The organism is Pseudomonas cyclaminis (assembly GCF_015163715.1).
Classification (GTDB): Bacteria; Pseudomonadota; Gammaproteobacteria; order Pseudomonadales; family Pseudomonadaceae; genus Aquipseudomonas; species Aquipseudomonas cyclaminis.
Genome location: NZ_JADDUM010000001.1, coordinates 21,165 through 28,213, shown reverse-complemented (window position 1 = coordinate 28,213; position 7,049 = coordinate 21,165). Strand labels below are relative to the sequence as shown.

Annotated in this window: 2 protein-coding genes and 1 pseudogene; all 3 read left to right on the top strand. The window is 62.5% G+C overall.

Annotation, left to right across the window (positions count from 1 at the left end; all coding sequences use genetic code 11):
- Nucleotides 1-826: pseudogene (locus tag IQK56_RS00135) on the top strand (FecR domain-containing protein); the annotation flags it as partial.
- A 98-nt stretch (nucleotides 827-924) separates the two neighbouring features.
- Nucleotides 925-3,387 carry a TonB-dependent siderophore receptor gene (locus IQK56_RS00130; RefSeq protein WP_193864011.1) on the top strand — a complete coding sequence of 821 codons (2,463 nt, stop codon included), beginning with the start codon at nucleotides 925-927 and terminating at the stop codon, nucleotides 3,385-3,387.
- 121 nt (nucleotides 3,388-3,508) lie between these two features.
- The gene (locus tag IQK56_RS00125; protein WP_246500104.1) at nucleotides 3,509-6,994 is read left to right on the top strand and encodes a hypothetical protein; all 3,486 of its coding nucleotides are present in this window, start codon (nucleotides 3,509-3,511) and stop codon (nucleotides 6,992-6,994) included.
- The last annotated feature ends 55 nt before the right edge of the window (nucleotides 6,995-7,049 follow it).

Sequence of the window (7,049 nt, the reverse complement as noted above, 5' to 3'; positions counted from 1 at the left end):
GAGCACCTGGCGGCCTGGCAGTATGTGGAGCCGGGTCAGCCAGCGTTTTGCCCCGCTGGTCGACCAAGTCCCCGGCGCCAGCCGCGCCTTGCGCAGCTCGCGGCGCCAGACCCTCAAGACATTGCTGGTGTTGTGTGCCGGTTCGACCCTGGCGTGGGGCACTTGGCGCAACACCGCCCTGCCCCGGCTGGTGGGCGGCTGGAGCGCCGACTACGCCACCGGCAGCGGCGAAACCCGCGACGCCGTGCTGGCCGATGGCAGTCATGTGTGGCTCAACGCCTTCAGCGCGCTGGATGTGCGCTTCGATCCCCTGCAACGTCTGTTGCACCTGCGTTTTGGCGAAGTGCTGATCGATACAGCCAAAGACGCCAGTCGGCCGTTCCTGGTGGACACCGACCACGGCCGCTTGCAAGCCCTGGGCACCCGTTTCAGTGTGTTGCAAGGCGAGGACCACACCCAGCTCAACGTCTTCGAGGGCCGCGTGCAAGTGCACACCGCCAGCCAGCAGGTACGCATCATCGACGCCGGCCAGCAAGTCGCGTTCAACCGCGATGGCTTCCAACCAACCACTGCCGTCTCACCCGCCCGTGAGGCGTGGAGCCGTGGCGTGCTGCTGGCCGACAATCTGCCCCTGGGCCAGTTGGTGGCCGAGCTCAACCGTTATCGTCCCGGCCACCTGGGCTGTGACCCGGCGGTGGCACACTTGCCGGTGATGGGCTCATTCCCGCTGATGGACAGCGACCACGCCCTGCATCTGCTGCAAGCCGCGCTGCCGGTGCGGGTCGACCGGGTGATGCCGTGGTGGGTCACCGTTGGCCCCCGGTAACTTTTTTCACGCCGCCAGTTCCCTTTTACACAACTCGTTCGGTTAACCCAGCAGACGCTTTCAATTCGCCGATCGTTTTGATCCAAAGGGAAACATTCATGTCGCAACCTGCTCGCTTCGCGCTACGCCCGTTGGCGTTGGCCACTTCGCTGTTTTGCCTCGGTGCGCCGCAGGTGCATGCCGCCGAATCGCCCTCGACCCAGGAGGCCCCGCGCAGCTACCGCATCGCTGCCGGTTCCCTGGTCAGCGTACTGAACAGCTTTGCCGAGCAGTCCGGCATTTTCATCGCCGGCCACAACAGCCTGGCCGCCGGCAAGACCAGTCCAGGCCTGAACGGTAGCTACACCGCCGCCAGCGGCTTGCAGCGCGTGTTGCAAGGCAGCGGATTGCAGGCCTTGCCCCAAGGCAACAATGGCTACGTGCTGGAGCTGATCCCGGCCAACACTGGCGCCCTGGAGCTGGGCGCCACCACCATTTCCGGCCAGGACCTGGGCGCCACCACCGAAGACACCCACTCCTACACCACCGGCTCCATGGCCTCGGCCACCGGCCTGCCGTTGTCGATGCGTGAAACGCCGCAATCGGTCACGGTGATCACCCGCCAGCAGATGGACGACCAGGGCTCCAACAGCATCGCCGACACCCTGCGCCGCGCCCCCGGTGTGAGCGTGCAGAACTACGACAGCGAGCGCTGGGAGTTCTCCAGCCGTGGCCTGCCGATCACCAATTTCCAGTACGACGGCGTCAACTCCACCTACGACGGCGTGTACGACTACGGCACCACCAGCACCGACATGGCGGTGTACGACCACCTGGAAATCATCAAGGGTTCGGCCGGCCTGTTGAGCGGCTCCGGTGATCCATCGGCCACAGTCAACCTGATCCGCAAAAAGCCCACCAAGGACTTCAAGGCCTCGGTCACCCAGACCTTCGGTTCCTGGGACAACTACCGCACCGAGGGCGATATCTCCGGGCCTTTGACTGAATCCGGCAACGTGCGCGGACGCTTTGTCGGTGTGTATCAAGATCGCCAGTCCTATCTGGACCACTACCAGAACACCAAGGACATCGCCTACGGCATTCTCGAAGCGGACCTCACGCCCGACACCCTGCTGACATTTGGCATCGACCAGCAGAACACCCGTTCACGCGGCGCCAGCTGGACCGGTTTCCCGATGTACTTCAGCGACGGGTCGCGTACGAATTTCTCCCGCTCGTTCAACCCGGCCGCCGACTGGAGCCGTCGTGACTTCCAGAACCAGACGCTGTTCGCCTCGGTACAACAGAAGCTGGCCAATGACTGGTCGCTCAAGGTCAGCCTCGACCGCAAGCGCAGCCAGCACGACACCTTGCTCGCCTCTGCCAGTGGCGGCAACCCGGACCCGGTCACCGGCGAGGGCATGTACATGTTCATGGGCAAGTACAAGGGTGATCAGGTCCAGAACACCCTGGACGTCAACCTCAGTGGGCCGTTCAGCCTGTTCGGGCGCGAGCATGAGTTGATCATGGGCTTTATGGCCACACGTTCGAAACAGGACGTGCCTGTCTACGGCTCGATCTACCCAGGCGTGGGCGGCAGCATCTTCGACTGGCAGGGTGAATACGCCAAGCCGGACATCCCGCGCAGCGGCCAGAACGATATCGTGCAACGCCAGACCGGTGCCTACCTGGCCACTCGCCTGAAACCTGCGGATGACCTGTCGGTGATCCTCGGCACCCGCGTGAGCACGTTCAGCGGCGCCGACACCACGGACTTCTACGACCCCACCAAGACCGACAACCGCACCACCTATCACCAGAGCGGCGTGGTCACGCCCTATGCGGGGATTGTCTACGACCTCAACGATACTTGGTCGGTGTACAGCAGCTACACCCAGATCTACCAACCGCAAACCAGCAAGGACGCCGACCGCAAGCTGCTCGATCCAGTGGAAGGCCAAAACTATGAAGCCGGGCTCAAGGTCGCGTTCTACGACGGCCGCCTGAACGCCAGCTTCGCCGCGTTCCGTATCGAGCAGGACAACGTGGCCGAGTATGTTTCGGGCTTCGAGACCGACTCGATCTACCGCCCCATCGCTGGCGCCACCACCAAGGGCTTTGAAGCCGAACTCTCGGGCGAAGTGCTCGACGGCTGGAATGTCTCTGCCGGCTACACCTACCAGCACACCCGCAATGCCGATGATGGCTACGTCTACAGCTCCGTCTTGCAAACCACCACGCCGCAGCAAGTGGTGCGCCTGTTCAGTGCCTATCGCCTGCCCGGCGCCCTGGAGAATGTCACCGTGGGCGGCGGCGTGAACTGGCAAAGCGAATTCTTCGGCAACGTGTTCCAGCCAGACCCGAACGACACCGTCAACTTCGGCCACGACTCGCGCATCACCCAGGACAGCTACTACCTGGTCGACCTGATGGCGCGCTACCGCTTCAACGAGCACTTGAGCACCACACTCAACGTGAAGAACCTGTTCGACAAAAAGTACTACACCGGCCTGGGCAACTTCGGCACCGGTTTCTACGGCGAGCCGCGCAGCCTGCAGTTGGCCACCCGCTGGGACTTCTGACCGCGGGCCAATTGCCTGCCGCCGTGACGGACACACGCCACGGCATTCCAGGAAGTCCCTGCTACTGAACCAGCGCCATCGGCAGCGATGATCCGGGTTTCCCCAACTCGGACATACGTTCATGGATGACGCCACTACCTTCGGCCTGATGTGGAACACATTGCCGGACGATACCGCAGAGCCAATCACCCCCGGCCCGGTGCACGCGTATCTGAGTCCCCCCCAGGCGTTGCACGCCGTGGGCGACAACGCCTTGATCACGCAATTGATCGGCCTGCTCTCCGGCGGTGCAGAGGCGCAGTTGCCAACGCCCGCGCAACCTGTGCAGGTTCCCGCGCAATCATTGTTGGGACAGTGGAGCGGACTGTTCAGCAAGGCGATCCATGCCAGTCACTTCATGGCCTGGGCCGCCGATCGGAACCTTGACCTCAAAACCCTGAGCGTGCGCACCAGCACACTCCACGTCAGCGCCAACGGACAGCCCAAGGTCTACACCCTGGGCGATACCTCCGCGTGGTGGTCGGTGGCTAACCCCATTATTGCCATCAGCCATGTGGTCGACCCCGCGGACCTGGGCGTTCATTACCTCGCCCCCCCCGCCGGTGACGATGCATTCACGTTGCCGCTGAACCTGGTTCTAGCCTTCCATGGTTATCCGCTGCCAGCCAATCGCTTTACCGCGTTGAGCATCGTCGAGGAACTGCAAGCCCTGCAAGGGTTCCCGGTGTTCGACGACAACGGGCGCAGCAAGTCGATCATTGAGGCGGAACTGACCCGCCAAAAACGCGATTTTCAACAGCTGGCCGAGGCGCTGGAATCGCTGATCAGTGGTGGACAGTTGCTGTTTGCACTGGATATCTACCTCACCAGCCTGCAACTGAACTCAGACTCAAAATTGGCCAGAAGCCTGCGCGAAGCGGCCGTCCTGTTGCAGGCAATCCTCGACGAAAACGATCTCGGCGGTCCGGCCGATGCGCCAACCCATGCGCACTTCGACGTCCAGCGCAATCGCATCTGCGTGCTGGCCCACGGCAGTGAGCAGGAGCAAGGCACCTGGGTCCCTGAGTCGCCTGATACACGGTGGGAGCGCCTGACTTTGCTGGGTACGCAACTGGGTACCCACCTTTATCCCGCCCACAGCGTCAGCCTCGCGGCCGTGTTGAAGGCCTACGGCTTTGAACGCCCATTGAATCGAGCAGACATCCGCGCCCTGATTCAACGCCTGCGCGATTGGGAAGTACCCACTGCACCGCTGATCATGAACACGACGCGCTCGTTCAACCAGCTGTTGCGCTATCGGCGCCTGGTAGGCCAATTGAATGATCGGCACACCCTTTGCGCCGAGCTCTCACGGATTATTACCGTCGGCAAACTGCATGGACCTGACGGCCTTGACCGCATTATCGCCGCCGACCCGGACGGCCTGCAGGCATTCGTCAACAAGGCCTATGCTCACCTGCGCCAGTTGACCGACGACCCGGCCTTCGTGAGCCTGCGCACACATGAGGGGATTGACCCGGCCAGCCACGTGCTGCTATCGGTTTCCGGTGAGATCGGTGCGTATGCCATGGATGGCAGCTGGAAATCCCTGGAGCGCGCCGTCACCGCCCACGACCACCTGTTTGTGCTGAAACTGGCATTGATGAAACTGGCCGCAAAAACCGGCGGCCAGTTGCGCACCAACGGTGCAGTGAGCCTTGCACAAGGGTTGCGGCTTTATCAGTTCGGACTGCCGGAAACGCTGGCCCAGGCACGCACGCTGGTGCAGCGCCTGAAAATCCCATTGCCCTTGCCCGCCAGCCATGGCTCCTACTGGCGCGCACTGAAGCCCGTCGAACCGCGGTCATTGGACTGGACCCTGACGCCGCTGCAACGGCAACAGATCGTGGAGCTGAGCAACGCGTTCATCGCAGGCCGCAGCGACGCACTGTTCACCTGCCTGTGCCAACCCTGGCTGGCCGACAAGTCGGTGGCCGAGGTGCGCGCAGAGGCCGATTACCTGCTGGTGCGCGTGCTTGAGTCGCCGCTGGCCCAGGCGTTGGGCGAAACATTGTCGGACACCCTGCACTGGCACGGCAGTCATGCCCGCGACAGCTCGGAGCGTGGCAGCCGCATCGCACTGATAGCGACGGCCTTGATCCTGAGCATTGACCCGCACTTCGACGCGCACCCCACGCGCCTCGCCTACCTCGACTGGCAGGGCGACTATTTCTGGGGGGAACGCATTACGTTCGTTCGCCGCTGCGTGGAAGGCGCCTTGAGCGAGCTGGGCGAACCCGCGGCGGCGCTGGCGGCGCATTTGATCCTCAGTGAGAAAAGCCCGCAGTTGCTGGTACGCGAGATTCCCGACGACACCGATTACCTGAGCGCCCACGCCTGGGTGCTACTACGCCAATACGTGATGTACGTCGAAAAGCTTTTGCCCGGCGCGTCACGTCAGCTGACCTACGCCCAGATCATGTTCCTCGCCGAGCTACCGCCGGATGGGACCTGGAAATCATTTCTGGCCAGCCCCCAGGCGGCTGTTCCGATCATCGACTGGGCTGTGGTGAACGGCATACTGGCGCATCAGTCACGCTACGGTGTGCCAGCGGTCAACACGGCGCTGGAGGCCATCAACGCACAACGCGCGCGCTTGCGTTCCACCCTCGAAGCGTTCGCCAAACCCGTGGTGACCCTGCGCGAGACTGCGCGCAATGATCTGCGCAGGGTCTACCCTGATAATCCCTGGCTCGACGCACCGATTCTGATGTGGCTGCCGGAAAACTCCCCCTTCTCCGAAAACGGTCGCTTCGAGGATGTGTATAACGGCCCAAAATACTCGTTCACCGACCTGCACATGGCCGATCGCCTCGATGTCACCGAAACCCAATGGCACTCGTCGCAAGCCGCGATCAAATACCAGCAGATGACCAGGCGCTTTCATCTGCTGGGACGCATTTTCAACGTGTTTTCCCAGGCGTTCGACCAAAAACTCCAACAGCTCAAGACCGCTTTTCGGGAGTCCATTTGCTATTGGCTGTCACAACTCACGCTGCCTCGGCGTGAGGCCCTGGAAAATGGCCGAGTGCGGTTCTTCCGCCTGGTTCGGCCGGCCACCGCGGAAGGTACGCCACTCAGCGTCGGTCGCTTTGGTGTTCTGATGCGTGTCGCGTATCTGAGCCAGCTGGATTTTTATGAGTGTTTCCCCTGTCAGCTATTGGTAATGCCACGTCGCGACATTGACGACGCTCAATTCAGGCGTGCCATCGATACCGCAACCCGCCAGCCGTGGATGCGTTTTGACTGGGCGGCCTATGCAGAGGGCACTTGGCCTGTGGAACCGGCCTTGCTGCCGGAGAACACCGACGTGGCAATCCAGGCGCTGGGAAACGAGCTGCCCGAACCGGATGAGCGGGCGCCGCAGGAAATCCTGGGCCGCCGCGTGCCGCGCACTCTTGATTCAGCGCGCTCCCACGCCGTGGCAGACGCAATCCTCGCCCACCAGTTGGAAGACAGCCAGGCTTTGCGCGAAAAAGCGAGACTGCCGATCACGCTGGAAGCGGCCGTGACTGGGCACGATCCCTGGGCTGATTTCCTACGCAGCATGGCGCTGAAGTCCAGCTGAGGCTTGAACAATCGCCGGGTTTGTATAACGCTGCTCGCCGGTTCATTCGATCACT

Coding starts and splice junctions, on each gene's coding strand:
- IQK56_RS00130 (WP_193864011.1), top strand. CDS start 925: ATGTCGCAACCTGCTCGCTTCGCGCTACGCCCGTTGGCGTTGGCCACT.
- IQK56_RS00125 (WP_246500104.1), top strand. CDS start 3,509: ATGGATGACGCCACTACCTTCGGCCTGATGTGGAACACATTGCCGGAC.